Source organism: Pilosibacter fragilis (assembly GCF_032490495.1).
GTDB lineage: Bacteria > Bacillota > Clostridia > Lachnospirales > Lachnospiraceae > Pilosibacter > Pilosibacter fragilis.
Window position 1 is genome coordinate 246,953 of the sequence record NZ_JAVYJB010000002.1, and the last position, 18,141, is coordinate 265,093.

An 18,141-nucleotide genomic window follows, 5' to 3' on the forward strand; every position below is an offset into this window, starting at 1 on the left:
AACCGTTTTTTCGTTTACGCCTGCTTCCACTCGATATTGCGGAGCACATAGCCGGCCTTGCTCACGATGTCACGGATCTCACGGTCTGTCAGTTTTGTCTTCATGCGGACATCGGCTTTCTTCTTCTCGAGGTTTACCTCAGCCCAGTTGCCATCCTTCTCATTAAACGCATTCTCCACATGGAGCTTGCAGTGTTTGCATTTCATGCCGTCCACTCCGATGACTGCGTAGTACGGATAGTCTGAAGCATTTTTATCCTGCACCTTGATCTTCTTTTCTACATCTTTCGTTCCGCAGCAGCCATAGGTGAACTGGCGGAGCGAACCTTTCACCGCGAAGATCGCGACAACGATCAATGCGACGATAATAATACCATTTATCATGACGGATCACGCCTCCTCTTAATTTTCAGAAACTACAGTTTTTCATTCCCCATGGGGTATCTTCTTTCGCCTGTTAGTTTCTACTAACAAAGATTAGCACCAACTAACCATCTTGTCAATCCTCTTTGTCACTTTTTTGACATTTTATTTCAATACAAAAAATACTCTCATCCCTGACAGTGCCGTTCTTCTCATACTGGCTCTTCGCCTGCTCTCCGGAGACAGGCATCTGCAGTTGTTCCTGCCGCCCTCTTCTCTTTTTATTTTGCATAAAGTTTTACTTTAGCGGAACTTTCAAAAATGAATGTGCCTTGGCACATTCTCGCGCGAGCTATTACGCAAAACAGGCAGCCTGTCTCCAGGCTGCCCATCTCTATATAATATTCATTTACTGTGCGATCGAAAACATCTCATTCACGGTCTTCGAATCCAGGCTGTGGTTGTATACAAGCTTCTCATACTCCACCAGCTGTTCCTTCCAATCGTAGTCCCCGCTCTCCGCGTCCTCCCAGCTGTGGTAGGTTCCGTCGGATTCCCAGATTCCAAGGTGATGGATGATCGGAAGCTTTTCGGAAAGCTGTAAGAGGAATTCGTTATACGGAGTCAGTGACAGGTTCGCGCGCTTTAATACATAGGAGGAAAGGTAAATTGCACCTAACCGTCCCATGTCCTCCGAAGGCTGGTCGTAGTTGGTCCAGATCACAAACGGGGTCTCGTACCAGACCATTTTCTGCTCATTCGGAACCTTCGCACTCTCCACGCCCATAGCCTCATCGAAGAACTCGTCCTCGATTCCCGGCTGATGGTCGCCGAACATGACGATCATCGTCGGCTGGTCGCACTGGGAGAAATAATTTACAAGCCACTCAAAAGCTTCATCAGATTTCTTCACGAGGGACAGATACATGTCTGCCTCCGGATACTTTCCTTCCATGTCCCCGGTGAGCCATACTTCCTGGTCAAAATTCGCGTATGGGATCGTATAGCCGCCGTGGTTCTGCATGGTCACATTAAAGAGGAACAGCTTGTCATCCGGATTTGCCTTCTGCTCGATATACTCGGTGATGACCTTAAAATCGCTCAGGTCACTGATATAATTTCGAAGTTCATCCCGGCTTTCGTAGGCGCTGATATCCATGAAATCGCTGAAGCCCATGTTGTTGTAGCAGATGCGGCGGTTCCAGTTCTCAGCCGGGTACGGGTGCATGGCAACCGGTGTGTATCCCTGATCCCTCACCGTGCTGACCATGGAGCGGACGCCCGGATTTACATAGAACTGATAAGCCACACTTCCTCTCGGCATCAGATACATAGAGTCACCGATCAGAAATTCAAACTCAGAGTTGCTGGTCATGGCACCAAATACCGGCATGCAGAGCTTTCCTTTTACGGTGTTCTCCGTCAGGCTGTGGAGAAACGGGAGATAATCGATATTTGTCGTAAAATCTCCGTCCACCGCCAGATCGGAAAGACTCTCGTTCATGATACAGATAATATTCGTCGGCTGGACCGCGTCCCCGGACGCCACCACTGCAGCAGTCTCCCCATTCCGCTCCTTCTCACTGTCCACATATTTGTCGCAGATTTCCTGGATCTTCGCCTGGGAGTAACCTCCCGGCGCTTTCTTTACCAGATATTTGATCGAGATTGCGGAGGACAGGATATAGCCATTCTCTGCGTAGGAGGTCGTCGGATCCCAAAGGTTTACCTCCAGAGACAGGCCTGAGATCATAAAGTTATAAAAGCAGGCGATAAACGCAGCAACCGCACCAGCAGAAACGCTGAATACCGCTGCTCTTTTCTTTTTTCCTTTTACCCGCACAAACACAAACTGCGCCAGCGCGTTCCATATGATCAGGAGAACACCGCAGATGATCATCATAAATGTCGGGGTGTAATCGTAGCTTCCTGCAACCGTCATCGCGGTCTTCACCGCCAGAACATCGCCCATCATGATCGGACGGCTTCTGAAGGAAACGACAAACGCCTCCGCCAGGGAGATCGCATAGAGGATCACAGAAGAGACCGGAACGGAAATCCGGGTGCTGCCGGAGATTCCGAATACCAGAAGGTACAGCGCGAACATCCATACAATGTTGAGCACCGCGTTCTTCGGAAGTACCATCACAAAGTTTCCGGTCACGAACTCGAACATGACATAGGAGAACACCGGCGATGATAAAAATAATGCGATAGCGCCTGCATGTTTCAGTCTGTGGTCTTCCCTCTCTTCATACTCCCCTGTTCTTTCTTCAAACTTTTCGTCCATATACGTTTATTTCACTTTCTAAATCTGTCTGTCAGAAACTTGTTCAGCAAAATCTCATCCGCAGGGCTTGCCACCGGCAGCTGCTTCCGGATCCATAGCAATTTAAAAGAACTGCTGTCGATAGTTTTCCAAGTGCATAGCCGCCCAAACGTGTGCCTGCTGGACTTTTATCTTCTATTACATTAATTTCTATGGGAATTCTCTCCCTCACGGATCGCCCAGCGCATCTTCGTGGATCTCGCCCTCGGATTTCTCTGACATTCCTCCGCGGACGGGCGGATCACATCGTTTGCCACGTCACTGTAAAGTCCATCTTTTTTGCCTTCTTTGAAGTAATACTTTACGAGACGATCCTCGCCAGAATGGAACGTCAGGATCGCCGCTCTTCCGCCCGGTGCCAGGATACCCGGAAGCTCTGTAAGGAAACTTTCCAAAACCTCAAATTCCTGGTTTACATCGATCCGGAGTGCCTGGAAACATCTCTGGCAGGACTTCTTCACCGCTTCCTTCCGCTCTTTTTCCGGAATGAAGGAAAGTGTTGTCTCAATGACTTCCTTAAGTCCTGTCGTCGTCTCAATATACTGGCGCTTTCTATTTCTCTTCGCAATCTCCCTCGCGATCTCCTCCGCATACGGCTCGTCGGAATTTTCCACAAACATTCCGGCGATTTCTTCCATATCCATCTGCTTTAACCGCTCCGCCGCGGAGATCCCCTTTTCCGGATTCAGTCTCAGGTCTAACGGACCGTCCGCCTTGTAGGTAAATCCGCGTTCCGGGTTATCGATCTGCATGGAGGACACACCGAGATCCGCCAGAACGAAATCAAAAAGTCCGGTCTCCGGGACAAGCTTATCGATATCCGCGAAGTTCATCTGCTTCACCGTAAGGATGTCCTCGTCAAATCCGCGCTCCTTTAACCGTGCCTTCGTCTTCACGATCTCGATGGGATCCACATCAAGGCCGTACATGTGTCCCTGTCCCTCGAGTTTCTTCAACATCTCCGTTGTGTGCCCGCCGTAACCCAATGTAGCGTCAAGCCCCTGCATTCCCGGTCTGATATCCAGGAAATCCAGGATCTCGTTCACACAGATCGAGATGTGCATGCCTGCCGGAGTGCTGCCTTTTTTGATGACCTTCTCGACCGTGTCAGCATATTTCTCCGGATTCTGTTCTTTATACTTTTCCTCAAACCGTTTCGGATGTGTCCCGCTGTAACGGACACGCCGCTTGTGTACCGGTGCTCCCTGTACCTCTTTTTCTTCCATGTCAAAACCTCGTATTTATCGCTGTTTTTCTACACATACCGGTTTATCTTAACATATTCTTCATATAAATGTAAAGTATCTTTTCGTTGACAGAAATTATGGCTCTTCCGGAGTGCTGCCGTTCACGCCCAGCCAGATAGCCACCGGTTTTTCCAGTACTTCACACTCCTAATCACTCAATCGTCAAAATCCTGTCATATTTGTTCGAGATGCGCATATATTTCAAATTTGTCATCTTTTTTCTAAATATTCTGCCTTTTACTTGTTTTTGCATCATAAAACTGATATAATGATTTTATTGTAACTGCTCCGTGTTTCCGTGTCTTCGATCAGCGAAAAAACTCAAAACGCTGGTCTGACGGACAGTTATCATATAATTACAATACCTGGAGGGATGCTACATGAAAGGCAACATTATCGTTGGACAGTCCGGTGGCCCGACTGCCGCTATCAATTCCAGTCTCGCGGGCGTTTACCGCACCGCTATCGACCGCGGAGCAAAAAAAGTATACGGCATGCGTCACGGCATTCAGGGTCTCTTAAACGAAGATTATATCGATCTTTCCGAACATATCCAGACGGATCTGGACGTAGAACTTTTAAAACGCACACCTGCTGCCTATCTCGGATCATGCCGCTATAAGCTCCCGGAGATCCATGAGGACATCGCTACATACGATAAAATCTTTTCTATTCTCGACAAGCTTGAGATCGAGTGCTTTATCTATATCGGCGGAAACGATTCCATGGATACGATCAAAAAGCTGTCCGACTACGCGATCTTAAGGGGTCATCCAACCAAATTTTTAGGCGTTCCGAAGACTATCGACAACGATCTCGCCCTGACCGACCACACACCGGGATACGGCAGCGCGGCGAAATACATCGGAACATCAGTGAAAGAGATCATCCAGGACAGCCAGGCGCTGATCTACGATAAGGGCCTTGTCACCATCGTCGAGATCATGGGCCGAAACGCCGGATGGCTCGTTGGTGCCGCGGCGCTCTCCAAGGGCGAGGATTGCGATGGACCGGACCTGATCTATGTCCCGGAACTTCCCTTCGATATCGACAATTTCCTTGTCCGCATTAAGGAACTCCTGGCAGAAAAGACTTTCGTTGTGGTCGCCGTCTCCGAAGGCATCCGCCTGGCGGACGGACGTTATGTGTGCGAGCTCACCGACGGTGTGGATTTCGTTGACGCCTTCGGCCACAAGCAGCTCACAGGCACCGCGAACTATCTTGCCCGCCGTCTGGCTCAGGAGATTGGCTGCAAGACGAGAACCATAGAGCTTAGCTCCATGCAGAGAGCGGCCTCCCATCTGGCATCCCGAATCGACATTCTGGAAGCTTTCCAGGTCGGCGGTGCCGCCGTGAAGGCAGCCGACGAGGGCGATACCGGTGAGATGGTCATCATCAAACGTCTCTCCGATGACCCGTACCAGTCCACCACAGACCTTAGAAATGTCCACAAGGTCTCCAATGTGGAAAAAGTGGTCCCGAGGGAATGGATCACCGAGGACGGTACCTACGTCACCGACGAGTTTATCAGCTATGTCCGCCCGCTGATCCAGGGTGACGTGTCACCAGTTATGGTGGACGGAATTCCGCGATATCTGTATCATAAGAAGAAATAATGGCAGAAACCTTTTTCCCTGCCGCGGCGGGCCGCAACGGCAGCAGCTTTTTATAACCGCATAAGTTTCCTTTAAGGATTTCTAATGAGCTTAAAAGACCTCCTACAGGAATACAGAACCATAAACTTAGATTCTGTCTCCTGGGAGGTCTTTCTTTATTCATCTTTATTCATTCCTGCTGCCATCATTCATGGTTTCCAGGCCTTCCAATGATTCCGACAGGCACTTTCTGACATTTTTACGCGTCAGATCTTGAAAACGCATTCTTCATGGAATTGCTGAGCTCAAAGAGCACATGATCCAGGGTATTTCCTGTCTCCTCTTTCAACATCTTCGCGATCTCGCGGTTCGCTTCTTCTAAAAGTCTTCTGCTCTCCGCCGGATCCGTAACCTTCGCCGCCTCTTTATCATACTTGTTGAGCAGCGCATGCCCCTTCGCCTCCACAGCGTTCTGGTAGCGCTCGATGTGGATCGCGGATTTTGCGAAGGACGCGTCCGCCATAGCCGCGATCATTCTCGCGGACCAGTAGAAGTTCTCTGTAGAGACTTCCTTCGTGGTGTTCGCAAGGTACTCCGGTGTCTCGTCCACAGCCGCGTAGAACGGAACCAGGGTGTTGAACGCGTTTGACGCGAAAGCCAGCCACTGGACCGCCTGACAGTTTGCCGGGGCACCCGGGCGCATCTGGATCAGAGCAAGGAAATCATTGCGGTTGATGCCGATAGCGCGGTATTTGCCCTTCTGGAGTCCGTCACCGCTCTTTGCGTACGGATCGTAAGGGGTTCCCTGGAAATGGGAGGAAAGAGCATACTTGACATCCTCCACCGTGATCTTCTTCTCCGGAACCATGCTCCACGGGATATCGTCGGATTCCGGTCTGTAGTCCGCGTCCGGTCCGTCCCACTTCTTTGTCTTCGGATTAAAGTAGCGCTCCATAAACCATGCTCTTGGTGTATTGTAGATATGGTCGGAATCGCTGTGGCTTCCGAATGCGGCGCGGGCATCAAAATGGCTCCCATTTCCTCCGTTTAAGGAGAGGTCCAGGTGGTTCTCAGCGATAAACTCTCTTAAGTCGGAAGAACACATATGTTCATTCTGCTCGGAGAACGCGTCGTTTAAGTCAAAATCATCGATACCGAACTGGTTCGGCATCACCACGTAACGGTCATCCGGAACACGCTTTGCGATCCAGTGATGTCCGCCGATGGTCTCAAGCCACCAGATCTCGTTGACGTCCTGGAACGCGATACCGTTCATCTCGTAAGTCCCGTACTTCTCCAAAAGACTTCCGAGGCGGATCACACCTTCTCTCGCGCTGCTGATATACGGAAGCGTGATGTACACAAGGTCTTCCTCACCGATTCCACCGACGATCTCCTCTTTTCCGTCCTCCGCCGGCTGTAACTTTACAAGCGGGTCTGCTCCGAGAACACGAGCGTTGGATGTGATGGTTTCCGTAGCTGTCATGCCGACATTCTTTTCATTAACGCCGCTGGCCGCCCAGATTCCCTTTCCCTTAATGGCGTTCGGAACTGCCGTAAACTTCATCGGATCTCCCGGAAGATCGATCTCAGCATGAGAGAGAACAGACTTATAAACCTTCGGCTGCTCCTCCGGGTGGATCACCACAAATTTTTTCGCCGTAAAATGTCCGGAACCGGAATCATCATTTCGCGCGATCATCGTTGAACCGTCATAAGACGCGTTTTTTCCTACAAGAATCGTTGTGCATGCCATGTCAAATACCCTCCAAAACTATAATATGCGGCCGTCACTGTCCGCCAGCCGCGGATACGTCCAGTTTAGTACGCTTCGGAGTTTCTGTCAACTAACTGAGGTACCGCGGCAAAGCAGCACCTCACACAGAACCTCCTGTCAACAGTCTCTTTCAGGTTCATGGTAATCGGCAGCTTCTTCCGAATGCACAGCAGCGCAGAACGCCCCAGGGGAATTTTCTCTCCCTGGGGCATTCTCTTATTTCTTCCAAATATTCAATTATTTGAAATACTTCACACCACTCTCAAACAGCTTCAGATCCTGCTCGCCTGTGATGTTCTTTGCAACATAGTCGCCGCGTCTCTCAGCATGGCCCATCTTACCGTAGACACGTCCATCCGGGCTTGTGATACCTTCGATCGCCATGAAGGAGCCGTTCGGGTTCCAGTATTCGTCCATGGTCGGAACACCGTTAAGGTCAACGTACTGGGTCGCAACCTGTCCGTTTGCGAAGAGCTTGTCGATCCATTCCTTCGGAGCCACGAAACGTCCCTCGCCGTGGGATACCGGGTTTGTGTAAACGCCGCCAAGTTCTGCGCCTGCAAGCCACGGGGACTTGTTGGAAACGACCTTTAAGTTAACCATCTTGGAAACGTGGCGTCCGATGGTGTTGTAGGTTAAGGTCGGGGAATCCGGCTTCTGCTCTACGATCTTTCCTTCCGGCACAAGACCAAGCTTGATGAGAGCCTGGAAACCGTTACAGATACCGAGCATTAATCCGTCACGCTCATTTAAGAGCTTCATGATCTCGTCCTTTAATACCTCGTTGCGGAACGCAGTAGCGAAGAACTTTGCGGAACCTTCCGGCTCATCACCTGCGGAGAAGCCGCCCGGGAACATAACGATCTGGGACTCTTCGATGCTCTTTCTGTAGACTTCTACGGAATCACGGATGTCCTCGGCGCTCATGTTCTTGAATACCTTTGTGATGACCTTTGCTCCCGCACGTTCGAATGCCTTCGTGCTGTCGTACTCACAGTTTGTTCCCGGGAATACCGGAATAAATACAGTCGGAGTACCGATCTTATGATTGCAGATCACAACGTTCTCTGCCTTAAATACTTCGTTCTTAACTTCTTCTTTCTTTACCGCGCTCTCTGTCGGGAATACATCCTCGAGAGCTGCGTCCCATGTCTTTAATGCCTCGTCGAGCGCAATGGAGACATTGCCGTACTCGAAGGCTGCCTTGTCGGTAACTTCACCGATGACACGGTAGCTCATCTGAAGCTCGCCGACCTTGTCAGCCGGAACCTCGCAGACGATATTGCCCCATGCCGGTGCAAAGAAGTCTCTCGGATCCACGTCATGCTCGATCTTGACACCGAGGTGGTTTCCGAAGGCCATCTTGCTGACTGCCTCTGCGATTCCGTTTGCCTCTGCGGCGTACGCGGAGATCACGCGGCCTGCCTTGATGTCCTCATGGAGTTTATCATATCCAGCCATGATCTGGGCATAATCCGGAAGATCATAGGAATCTTTTTTAATTTCAAATACAACGATCTTATTTCCGGCCTTCTTGAATTCCGGGGAGATCATGTTCTTCGCGCTTGCAACGTCAACCGCGAAGGAAACCAGGGTCGGCGGGACGTCGATCTCTTTTCCGCTCTCCTCATCAAAGGTACCGGACATACTGTCCTTACCGCCGATGGACGGAAGTCCGAAGCCCAGCTGCGCATTGTAGGCACCGAGAAGTGCTGCGAACGGCTGGCTCCATCTTGCCGGCTTGCTGCTCATTCTGCGGAAGTACTCCTGGAATGTGAAGCGGATCTTCCTGTGGTCACCGCCTGCTGCTGCGATCTTAGCGACAGATGTGAGGACTGCGTAGATCGCGCCGTGATACGGACTCCAGCTGGAGAGATACGGATCAAAGCCGTAGCTCATCATGGTCACAGCGTCGCACTTTCCTTCCAGAACCGGAAGCTTAGCGACCATGGTCTGGATCTCAGTCTGCTGATATTTTCCGCCGTACGGCATCATAACGGTAGATGCGCCGATGGAGGAGTCGAACATCTCAACGAGACCTTTCTGGGAGCAGACATTTAAGGAACCGAGCATCTTCAGCCATTTTTCCTTAACGTCTCCTACTTCTTTCTTTTCAAACGGAGTTCCCTCATGGTTCGGAACCTCCAGGGTAACGTCTGTCTCCTGATGAGCGCCGTTTGTGTCGAGGAACGCACGGCTTAAGTCAACGATGGTCTTTCCCCGCCATGTGAGGACGAGTCTCGGGCTCTCTGTGACTGTTGCGACTGTGACAGCCTCAAGGTTCTCCTCCTTGGCGTATCCTAAGAATGTGTCAACATCTTTCGGATCAACGACAACTGCCATTCTCTCCTGGGACTCAGAGATCGCAAGCTCTGTTCCGTCAAGACCTGCGTACTTTTTCGGTACTTTATCGAGATCAATCAGAAGTCCGTCAGCGAGTTCACCGATCGCTACGGAAACTCCGCCTGCGCCAAAGTCGTTGCACTTTTTGATCAGTCTGGAAACTTCCGGACGGCGGAACATTCTCTGGATCTTTCTCTCGGTCGGGGCGTTACCTTTCTGGACCTCAGCGCCGCAGACCTCGATGGATGCCTCTGTGTGTACCTTGGAGGAACCTGTCGCACCGCCGATTCCATCACGGCCGGTACGTCCGCCGAGAAGGATGATCACATCACCCGGATCGGATGTCTCACGGATCACGTTCTTTCTCGGAGCTGCCGCCATAACAGCACCGATCTCCATTCTCTTCGCAACATAGCCCGGATGGTAGAGTTCTTTTACATAACCGGTCGCAAGACCGATCTGGTTTCCGTAGGAGCTATATCCATGGGCAGCCTCTGTAACGATCTTTCTCTGCGGAAGCTTGCCCTTTAATGTCTGATTTAACGGCTTTGTCGGGTCAGCGGCACCTGTGATGCGCATTGCCTGGTATACATAGGTACGTCCGGAAAGCGGGTCACGGATCGCGCCGCCAAGGCAGGTTGCCGCGCCGCCGAAGGGTTCAATCTCTGTCGGGTGGTTATGGGTCTCGTTCTTGAAGTTTACGAGCCACTCCTCGGTCTTTCCGTCGATCTCCACCGGAACGACGATGGAGCAGGCGTTGATCTCGTCGGATACCTCAAGATCTTCTAACTTGCCCTCTTTGCGGAGCTTTTTCATGCCCATGATCGCAAGGTCCATGAGACATACGAACTTGTCGTCGCGTCCTTTGTAGATCTCCTTGTGGTCAGCAAGGTACTGGTTGTAGGTATCCTCGATCGGTTTCTTGTAGTCGCCCTCTGTGAATGTCACATTCTTGAGTTCTGTGGAGAATGTGGTGTGGCGGCAGTGATCGGACCAGTATGTATCAAGCACGCGGATCTCTGTCACGGACGGATCTCTGTGCTCTTCGTTCTTATAGTAGTTCTGGATGTGAAGGAAGTCTTTGAAGGTCATTGCGAGGTTTAAGGAACCGTAGAGTTCCTTTAAGGCCGCCTCGTCCATATCCTTAAATCCGTCAAAGACCGCAACGTCTTCCGGCACATCAAATACGGTGACAAGTGTCTCCGGGATCTCCTCGGACGCCTCTCTGGAGTCCACCGGGTTGATACAGAAGGACTTGATTGCTGCGATCTCCTCCCCGGAAAGCTTTCCGGAGATCACATAGGTCATTGCGGAGCGGATCACCGGCTCCTCGTTCTCGTTTAATAACTTTACACACTGCTCCGCGGAATCGGCTCTCTGGTCAAACTGTCCCGGCAGATACTCAACGGAGAATACCACATCCTCCGCGCTGTGCGGGAATGTCTCCTCAAACACATCGTCTACCGGCGGCTCGGAAAAGATCGTTCCGAGTGCCTCTTTATATACGTCCTCAGAAATATTTTCAATATCGTAGCGGACTAACACACGGACGCCCGTTACCCCTGTAATGTCAAGATAGCTTGCGATCTCCTCGCGAAGCTCTCTTGCCTTGATTGCATATTCCGGTTTTTTCTCAACAAATACGCGCTTTACGCTCATAGTCTCTCCTCCTGGAAAACGGCTTTGTCAGATGGTTTTCATTTTGCCTTAATCATAGCACAGGTCAGTGTGATTAGTAAAGTTAATATATTTAATTATTTTTATTATTTATACTTATATATTGATTTTAACTCTGTAATCTCTGGTTGATCTTGCTCATGCTCAGCGCGTCCATGGTCACCTTCATGATCTCCCGGACCTCGTCCTCGGTCATCTTCATGCGCTCCGCAAGCTCGGAAAGCTTTGCCTCGCGTCCAAGCTCCTCCGCCATGGATTTCGATACCTCCTGAAGCACATTGACGCGGGCTAACATCTCCTCCTCGATATCCGCTTCCTTCTTCTGATCGTTGATGATCTCCTCCATACGGACACGGATCCGGCTCTCCAGAAGTTTTTCAAAACTACCCTCGAACCCTTCATCTGCCAGCATCATGAGCTCCAGACTGGCTTCCTGGATCAGGTCCGCCATCGGAACACCTTTGTTGATGTAATCCTGGACGAAGAACAGGGCGTTCTTTAAGTTGCCCTCGATGAGGCGCTCTCTCGCCGCCTTGTTTCCGTTCCGGATCTCGCCGAGAAGCTTCGCGTTCTCCGCCTCGCTGCATGGCGGGATCGCCGCGATCTCCTCCATATATACGCGGTAGATGTCCTCCGCGCTTAAATCCTCCTCGGAGTTGTTGAACTCGTCGTCAACCTTCGCGTTCTCTATTTCGTTCTCATATCTCATTTTTTCTGCCATAGCCTCTATAAACCTCTCTGATTTTTCTTGATTACTGCTTCAGCTTTCACAGTTATTCTCTCTTCGCAAAGCTTTTTGCTTCTCCTTTGCACCTGTTTTTCTTATTTTTCGCACGACGGATTTCTTCTTCCCGCCCCGCCGCCTTTCCGTAATCATACCATATTTTCCACCCGGCTTCCAGACAAAACCACACTTTCTCGTTTTTTCCTCTTTTCAAATCCCTGTTCCTGTGATAAAATAGCCTTGTTTCATTAGGAGGACTAATAATGGATATTAACTATGAATTATATAAAGTATTTTATTACGTTGCAAAAACTCTGAGCTTTTCCGAGGCATCGAAATGCCTCTATATTTCCCAGTCAGCCGTCAGCCAGTCTGTGAAGGTTCTGGAAAAAAAGCTGGGCCAGACGCTCTTTATCCGAAGCACGAAGCGGGTCCAGCTCACCCCGGAAGGCGAGATCTTATTTAAACACATCGAACCTGCAATGAACCTGATCCATAAAGGCGAGACCCAGCTCTTAGAGGCCAACACCCTGAACGGCGGCCAGCTCAGGATCGCCGCCAGCGACACGATCTGCCGCTATTTCCTTGTCCCATATTTAAATAAGTTCCATAAACTCTACCCGAACGTTCATATTAAAGTAACGAACTCCACCTCGATCGACTGTGCCCGCATTTTAGAGAATGGACAGGTGGACTTCATTATCACCAACTACCCAAATTCCGGTCTCTTGAACACCCACAGTGTCCGGGCGATCCGGGAATTCCGCGATGTTTTCGTTGCGAGTGCTGACCATTTTCCGTTGCAGGACAAGACCTTCACCCTCGCCGAGCTTCTCGATTACCCGATCATGATGCTGGACCGCAAGAGTACCACAAGTGAGTTCTTACACTCCATGTTCCAGAAGTCCCATCTCGATCTGGTCCCGGAGATCGAGCTCAGCAGCAATGACCTTCTGATCGACCTGGCCCGCATCGGCCTTGGAATCGCCTTCGTGCCGGATTTCTGTATCCCAAAGGACGAAAAGCAGCTCTTTATCTTAAAGCTCTCCGAGACACTTCCGGTCCGCCAGCTTGTTGTGGTCCATAACGAAAACCTTCCGGTCTCCCAGGCCGCGAAGCAATTCATGGATATGTTGTAAGACCTGCAGCAGCCCTTCACCAGACCTGCATATTCCCTGCACCGTCCCGGCAAACGACTGCCCGGATATCCATCTACCTGCCCCGTGACTCCCAGAAGTCCGAAAGGCACTGACCAACGTTCTTTCTGTTTACCATCTGGAAATGCTCCCATTCCCTTGGGAACAGTTCCAGATATTCTTTTTTCAGGAACCTGTCATCGAGAAGCAATATGATCCCTTCGTCCTCCGTCGTCCGGATCACACGGCCCGCCGCCTGTAAAACCTTATTCATTCCCGGATACTGATACGCAAAGTCAAATCCCGCTTCTTCTTTTTCCTCAAAATATCCCCTGAGAACCTCCTGTTCCACGCAGACCATCGGGAGTCCCGTTCCGACGATCACAGCACCGATGAGCCGCTCTTTCTTCAGGTCGATCCCCTCAGAGAACACACCTCCCATGACGCAGAATGCCGCAAGGGAGTGATCTCTGGGCTTTTCAAATTCTTCTAAGAATTCCAGGCGTTCCTGTTCCTTCATGCCCTGTCCCTGGACCAGGAGATCCGCTGGGAAGTCCATGTCCTCCACAGCATATTCCACCTGTTCCATATACTGGTAGGACGGGAAGAATATCATGTAGTTGCCGCTCTTAGAGAGGACCACCTCCCTGATATACTCCGCCACCTTCCGGTATTCGCTCTCGCTGCGCCTGGAATAGCGGCTGCTGACGTCCGTCGCAACCATGAGAAGACGTTTTTCTTCCTCGAAGGGCGAGTTCGCATAGACCGCGTAGTCGTCCTCGTTTCCGGAGAGCAGTGTCTTGTAATACCGGATCGGCAGCATGGTTGCCGAAAACAGGATCGTGCTGTTTCCCTGGGACATGCAGAGGGAGAGGTTCGCCGACGGGTCCACGCAGAAGAGCCTTACTTTAAAGGAAGTGACTCCCACGTTCTCCGCGTAGATCCGGTAATGGTCATCCAAAAGCTCGTACACGTTTAAGAAATCCCTGAGACCAAAGTAAAAGTCCAGAACCGTATCCCTGCCCTCAAACTCCGGAAAATCTTCCAAGAATGTCTCCATATCGGAGAACACCGCCATCGCAGCTGCCGCTAAGGATGTCACATCGGAGAGCAGCTGCCATGTCTCGCACTCCCGCTTCATTCCCAGCATCACCTGGCTGCATTTTTCCAGATTTTTCTCCAGTCGGGGCGCTTTCTGCTTTACGAGGCGCTTTACGGTGAGGAGATCTTCTTTTTTTAATTCGGCGCTGTACATCTCCCTCGCGCGGGAGACCAGATTGTGGGCCTCATCCACGAGGAACAGATAATCACCTTTCTGTCCGTCCGCGAAGTAGCGTTTCAAGCGCACATTCGGGTCAAACACATAGTTGTAATCGCAGATGATCCCGTCGGTCCAGCTGGAGATGTCCAGACAGTATTCAAATGGGCATACCCGGTACTTTTCCGCGTACTGAAGGATCTTCTCTCTTGTCATCTCCTGTTCCAGGTGGAGAATATCGAATACCGCCTCATTGACCCGGTCAAAGTGGCCTTTCGCGTATGGGCACGCGTCCGGGTTGCACTCGCACTCGTCCATGGGACAGAGTTTTTCCTTTGCCGTTATTGTCACCGAGGTGAAGATCAGGCCATGATCCCTTAAGATCCGAAACGCCTCCTCCGCCACGGTCCTCGTCACGGTCTTTGCGGTGAGGTAAAAGAGCTTGTCTCCCTTTCCTTCCCCGATGGCACGGACCGCCGGGAATACAGTGGAGAGCGTCTTTCCGATTCCCGTGGGAGCCTGGATAAACAGGCGTTTTTTCCGGCTGACGGTCCGGTAGACGGATACTACAAGGTCACGCTGTCCCGCCCGGTAAGGGAACGGGAATTCCAGGTGCCCGATGGAGGCGTCACGGGTCAGCTCATGGTGGTAGAGGTACCTCGCCCACTTAAAGTATTCGTGAACCACGCCGGAAAACCATGTCTCCAGCTCTTCTCTCGAGCGGTCGGTCTGGAATCTTTTTATTTCCTCTGTTTCAAGGTTACAGTAGGTCATCTGCAGGCGGATCCCGTCGAGATCTTTGTCGCAGCAGTAAAAATATCCGTAGCACATGGCCTGGGCGAGATGGACCTCGATGGGCTCCTCCAGCCTTGAAATGTCCGTGTACATGCCTTTGATCTCGTCGATCACCGGGATCCCGTTTTCCGCGAAGATTCCATCGGCGCGTCCCTCCACGAGAAGCGTGATCTCCTGCTCCTCGTCCTGGACCTCATGCTTTAAGGGGACCTCCGCCCGGTAGCCGGATCCCATCCGCTTCTGGATCTTCCTGTGGATCCTTCCTCCCGCCAGCATGGCATCCTTCTGGGCGTTTCCGGAACAGCGGTTGTCGATATCCCCGGAGCGCAGCACGAATTCCACCAGGTTCCGGACCGAGATCCGGATCGCTTTCCTGTTTTCTCCGCTCATGAGACGCTCCTTTCCTGTGGATATGCTGATCGACCACCGCTCACCACCCCACATATGTTCCTCTTTTTCCTGAATCCTGCTATATGCCGCACATATCGCTCCCGCAAGTATAACATTTTTACAATTTCCTGTAAAGTAATGCCGTGTGTTCACAGAACATATGGCAGGTCATCTGTCAGAAGCTTTCCGTGCTATTTTCCCGTGCTGCCGGAATTTTCACGCTTTGTGCCGCCCGCCGGACGCAAAAAAGACAGCCTGCCGTACTTTTCATACAGCCGCTGCCTCTTTCTTTATCTTTATGTATATTTTTACGCTACCGCGTGCATCGGATTCTTTCTCTCAAGAAAAGCTTCGAACGGCGCATTCTCGCCGTCATATTCAACGGTGAGGATCTTTGTCAGATCAAGGCTCAGTACTCCGAGAAGAGACTTCGCGTCGATGATCATACGGTTATAAAATACATTTACATCAAAATCGCAGCCGCTTGCGATGCTGACAAACTCCTTCGCCTCGTCTGCGGACACAAATTTTACTTTTTTCTGTTTCATCATGATTCCTTAACTCCTTTTTTGTTAAACCCTTTGATGTCAAATCCTTTATATTTTTACGATTCTACATTTATACCACATTCAAATTCAAGCGTCAATCGACAATTATCACCATCTTTTTGATAGTTTTATGACAAATTTTGTCATTTGTTACAGAAAAGCAGCCAGATTTGTCTGATGTCTCCGTCAACTCCGGATGTTTTCACACAAAAATCCGGCAATCTGCCCGACAACTCCTATTCTCTGTGGAATACAATCAAAAAAGCCGGATGCACAGCGGCAGTCATCTCTGACATTACCATACTATGCATCCGGCAGTCTTTGGCATTTACATATTTACATTAAAATATACTTGAGGATGAAGAGCACCGCCAGGATATACATGACCGGAGTGATCTTCTCCTTCTTTCCGGCAAAGAGGTTCATGACAACATAGGCGATAACTCCCATGGAGATTCCCTCGGAGATGCTGTAGAAGAACGGCATCGCGATGATGCAGAGGAATGCCGGGATTCCTTCTGCCGGATCCTTGAAATCGATCTCCGATACGGAGCCGATCATGTAGAAGCCTACAACGATCAGGGCCGGAGCCGTCGCAAAGGACGGGATTGCAAGGAAGATCGGGGATAGGAACAATGATAGCAGGAACAGGATACCGGTCGTTAAGGATGTAAGACCGGTTCTACCGCCCTCTGTCACGCCGGAAGCACTCTCCACGAATGTTGTAACTGTGGATGTACCGAGGCAGGCACCGCAGGTCGTACCGACCGCATCTGCAAGGAGTGCGCCCTTGATCCGCGGGAGTCTTCCCTCGGAATCCAGCATATCCGCCTTCGCGGACACACCGATCAGGGTTCCAAGTGTGTCGAAAAGGTCAACGAACAGGAACGCGAATACGATAATGATGAATTCCAGTACCGGAACACCCTTTAAACTGAACTTGAACATGATCGGCGCCAGGCTCGGGATGGAAATTCCGTTGGAAAAATCCGGGAGCAGGTTGTAGAAGCCGAGATCCGGATTCGGGATGTAAATGCCCGCAAACTGGCAGATGATTCCGAGGATCCAGGTGATCAGGATACCCCAGAGAATATTTCCTTTGACATTCTTTACGATCAGGATTCCAGTGATCAGAACACCAAAGATCGCAAGGAGTACGGTGATCCCCGCGTCGCTCATGGACGCTGTGAGACCGTCAGCGAGAGTTTTGTTGTAGCCGTCAACAGAGAACAGACCTACAAGCGTTGCTCCACCAATCACGATCTTCGCATTCTGAAGACCAAGGAATGTGATGAAGAGACCGATTCCAACGCTGACCGCTTTCTTTAAGTTAAACGGGATCGCGTTGAAAATCGCTTCCCTGATGTTGAAGCAGGACAGGATGATAAAGATGATACCTTCTGTGAGAACTGCCGCAAGAGCAACTTCCCAGGAATAGCCCATACCGAGAACGACCGTGTATGCAAAGTAAGCGTTCAGACCCATTCCAGGTGCCAGAGCAAACGGGTAGTTCGCGAACAGTGCCATACAGAGTGTTCCGATAAAGGATGCCACCGCTGTCGCTGTGAAGACCGCTCCGTGGTCCATTCCGGCTGCCGCCAGAATGTTCGGGTTTACCGCCAGGATGTACGCCATCGTCATAAACGATGTCACACCGGCCATGATCTCAGTCTTAACAGTTGTGTTGTTTTCCTTGAGATGGAACATTTTTTCGAGACTCATTTGTTTCCCTCCAATTTGTTTTATCAGTTTTTGTTATAAAACCGCTAATTTCTATTATACGTGGTACTAATAGAAAAGGCAAGGGAAAGAATTTTGGGGGTTCCGAACACGTCATCCGCTCGTTACAGTACACGGGCACTCCATGCCCGCGCACTGTAACAGGATTTTGCCGATGCTTCGCATTCCGAATCGGCAAAATCCACTACCACCACTGTATTGTACGGAATTTTCAGTTCAG

Annotated in this window: 12 protein-coding genes; 2 read left to right on the forward strand and 10 right to left on the reverse strand. The window is 50.6% G+C overall.

The window, feature by feature from the left end:
- Window positions 1–14: 14 nt before the first annotated feature.
- The 3 genes from ABCW45_RS02450 to rsmH form a co-directional block, all read right to left on the reverse strand.
- Window positions 15–383: a heavy-metal-associated domain-containing protein gene (locus ABCW45_RS02450; RefSeq protein WP_117469451.1), complete on the reverse strand. Its 369-nt coding sequence runs from the start codon at window positions 381–383 to the stop codon at window positions 15–17.
- A gap of 388 nt (window positions 384–771) precedes the next feature.
- Window positions 772–2,652, reverse strand: coding sequence for an LTA synthase family protein (locus ABCW45_RS02455; protein ID WP_117469450.1), 1,881 nt, complete (start codon window positions 2,650–2,652; stop codon window positions 772–774).
- Window positions 2,653–2,834: 182 nt separating this feature from the next.
- Window positions 2,835–3,917 carry a 16S rRNA (cytosine(1402)-N(4))-methyltransferase RsmH gene (gene rsmH / locus ABCW45_RS02460; protein ID WP_117469449.1) on the reverse strand — a complete coding sequence of 361 codons (1,083 nt, stop codon included), beginning with the start codon at window positions 3,915–3,917 and terminating at the stop codon, window positions 2,835–2,837.
- A 401-nt stretch (window positions 3,918–4,318) separates the two neighbouring features.
- On the opposite strand from rsmH, the gene ABCW45_RS02465 reads away from it, so the two are divergent.
- Complete coding sequence (locus tag ABCW45_RS02465; protein ID WP_015554249.1) at window positions 4,319–5,554, forward strand: 6-phosphofructokinase; 1,236 nt, start codon at window positions 4,319–4,321, stop codon at window positions 5,552–5,554.
- A 238-nt stretch (window positions 5,555–5,792) separates the two neighbouring features.
- Here the strand turns inward: ABCW45_RS02465 and ABCW45_RS02470 are convergent, their stop codons facing one another.
- The 4 genes from ABCW45_RS02470 to ABCW45_RS02485 form a co-directional block, all read right to left on the reverse strand.
- The gene (locus ABCW45_RS02470) at window positions 5,793–7,289 is read right to left on the reverse strand and encodes a C69 family dipeptidase (RefSeq protein ID WP_117469448.1); all 1,497 of its coding nucleotides are present in this window, start codon (window positions 7,287–7,289) and stop codon (window positions 5,793–5,795) included.
- A gap of 258 nt (window positions 7,290–7,547) precedes the next feature.
- Window positions 7,548–11,312 (reverse strand): phosphoribosylformylglycinamidine synthase, encoded by a 3,765-nt coding sequence (locus tag ABCW45_RS02475; RefSeq protein ID WP_117469447.1) that lies wholly within the window; start codon window positions 11,310–11,312, stop codon window positions 7,548–7,550.
- Between the two features lie 127 nt (window positions 11,313–11,439).
- Window positions 11,440–12,051, reverse strand: coding sequence for a sigma-70 domain-containing protein (locus tag ABCW45_RS02480; protein WP_117469446.1), 612 nt, complete (start codon window positions 12,049–12,051; stop codon window positions 11,440–11,442).
- A gap of 52 nt (window positions 12,052–12,103) precedes the next feature.
- The gene (locus ABCW45_RS02485) at window positions 12,104–12,268 is read right to left on the reverse strand and encodes a hypothetical protein (protein WP_181968285.1); all 165 of its coding nucleotides are present in this window, start codon (window positions 12,266–12,268) and stop codon (window positions 12,104–12,106) included.
- 49 nt (window positions 12,269–12,317) lie between these two features.
- On the opposite strand from ABCW45_RS02485, the gene ABCW45_RS02490 reads away from it, so the two are divergent.
- Window positions 12,318–13,193, forward strand: a complete 876-nt coding sequence (locus ABCW45_RS02490; RefSeq protein WP_117469445.1) for a LysR family transcriptional regulator — start codon at window positions 12,318–12,320, stop codon at window positions 13,191–13,193.
- Between the two features lie 73 nt (window positions 13,194–13,266).
- Here the strand turns inward: ABCW45_RS02490 and ABCW45_RS02495 are convergent, their stop codons facing one another.
- From ABCW45_RS02495 to ABCW45_RS02505, 3 genes are all read right to left on the reverse strand, one after another.
- Window positions 13,267–15,687: an ATP-dependent DNA helicase gene (locus ABCW45_RS02495; protein ID WP_343220175.1), complete on the reverse strand. Its 2,421-nt coding sequence runs from the start codon at window positions 15,685–15,687 to the stop codon at window positions 13,267–13,269.
- A gap of 254 nt (window positions 15,688–15,941) precedes the next feature.
- Window positions 15,942–16,184, reverse strand: coding sequence for an HPr family phosphocarrier protein (locus ABCW45_RS02500; protein WP_015554244.1), 243 nt, complete (start codon window positions 16,182–16,184; stop codon window positions 15,942–15,944).
- 333 nt (window positions 16,185–16,517) lie between these two features.
- Window positions 16,518–17,903, reverse strand: coding sequence for an NCS2 family permease (locus ABCW45_RS02505; RefSeq protein ID WP_117469444.1), 1,386 nt, complete (start codon window positions 17,901–17,903; stop codon window positions 16,518–16,520).
- Between the last annotated feature and the right edge of the window lie 238 nt (window positions 17,904–18,141).

What these genes read in the sequence shown, in the direction of transcription:
- ABCW45_RS02505 (WP_117469444.1), bottom strand. Translation starts at nt 17,903, where the DNA reads ATGAGTCTCGAAAAAATGTTCCATCTCAAGGAAAACAACACAACTGTT.
- rsmH (WP_117469449.1), bottom strand. Translation starts at nt 3,917, where the DNA reads ATGGAAGAAAAAGAGGTACAGGGAGCACCGGTACACAAGCGGCGTGTC.
- ABCW45_RS02500 (WP_015554244.1), bottom strand. Translation starts at nt 16,184, where the DNA reads ATGATGAAACAGAAAAAAGTAAAATTTGTGTCCGCAGACGAGGCGAAG.
- ABCW45_RS02450 (WP_117469451.1), bottom strand. Translation starts at nt 383, where the DNA reads ATGATAAATGGTATTATTATCGTCGCATTGATCGTTGTCGCGATCTTC.
- ABCW45_RS02455 (WP_117469450.1), bottom strand. Translation starts at nt 2,652, where the DNA reads ATGGACGAAAAGTTTGAAGAAAGAACAGGGGAGTATGAAGAGAGGGAA.
- ABCW45_RS02490 (WP_117469445.1), top strand. Translation starts at nt 12,318, where the DNA reads ATGGATATTAACTATGAATTATATAAAGTATTTTATTACGTTGCAAAA.
- ABCW45_RS02480 (WP_117469446.1), bottom strand. Translation starts at nt 12,051, where the DNA reads ATGGCAGAAAAAATGAGATATGAGAACGAAATAGAGAACGCGAAGGTT.
- ABCW45_RS02465 (WP_015554249.1), top strand. Translation starts at nt 4,319, where the DNA reads ATGAAAGGCAACATTATCGTTGGACAGTCCGGTGGCCCGACTGCCGCT.
- ABCW45_RS02475 (WP_117469447.1), bottom strand. Translation starts at nt 11,312, where the DNA reads ATGAGCGTAAAGCGCGTATTTGTTGAGAAAAAACCGGAATATGCAATC.
- ABCW45_RS02495 (WP_343220175.1), bottom strand. Translation starts at nt 15,687, where the DNA reads ATGTGGGGTGGTGAGCGGTGGTCGATCAGCATATCCACAGGAAAGGAG.
- ABCW45_RS02470 (WP_117469448.1), bottom strand. Translation starts at nt 7,289, where the DNA reads ATGGCATGCACAACGATTCTTGTAGGAAAAAACGCGTCTTATGACGGT.